The 338-nt window shown below is 65.1% G+C and carries 1 protein-coding gene; it reads left to right on the forward strand.

Annotated elements, in window-relative coordinates:
- The coding region (locus MOV75_RS43000) for an AMP-binding protein (RefSeq protein ID WP_246933141.1) at nucleotides 1-338 on the forward strand (338 nt) is incomplete at both ends.

Raw genomic sequence — 338 nt, forward strand, 5'->3', positions numbered from 1 at the left:
CGCGGTGCTCGAAGGCGCCGAAAGCATCGGCATCAAGCTGACGCATGTCTACGGCCTGACCGAGGTCTATGGCCCCGCTTCGGTCTGTGCCGAGCAGCCCGGCTGGGACGAACTTCCCGCTCCCGAACGGGCGCGCATGAAGCGCCGGCAGGGCGTGCCCTACCCGCTCGAGGAAGGCGTCACCGTGATCAATCCGCAGACCATGCAGGAGGTCCCGCGCGACGGCGAAACCATCGGCGAGGTCATGTTCCGCGGCAACATCGTGATGAAGGGCTACCTCAAGAACGAGAAGGCCACCAAGGAAGCGTTCGAAGGCGGCTGGTTTCACACCGGCGATC

Origin of the sequence: Bradyrhizobium sp. PRIMUS42 (genome assembly GCF_023006515.1) — a bacterium.
Taxonomy (GTDB): Bacteria; Pseudomonadota; Alphaproteobacteria; order Rhizobiales; family Xanthobacteraceae; genus Bradyrhizobium.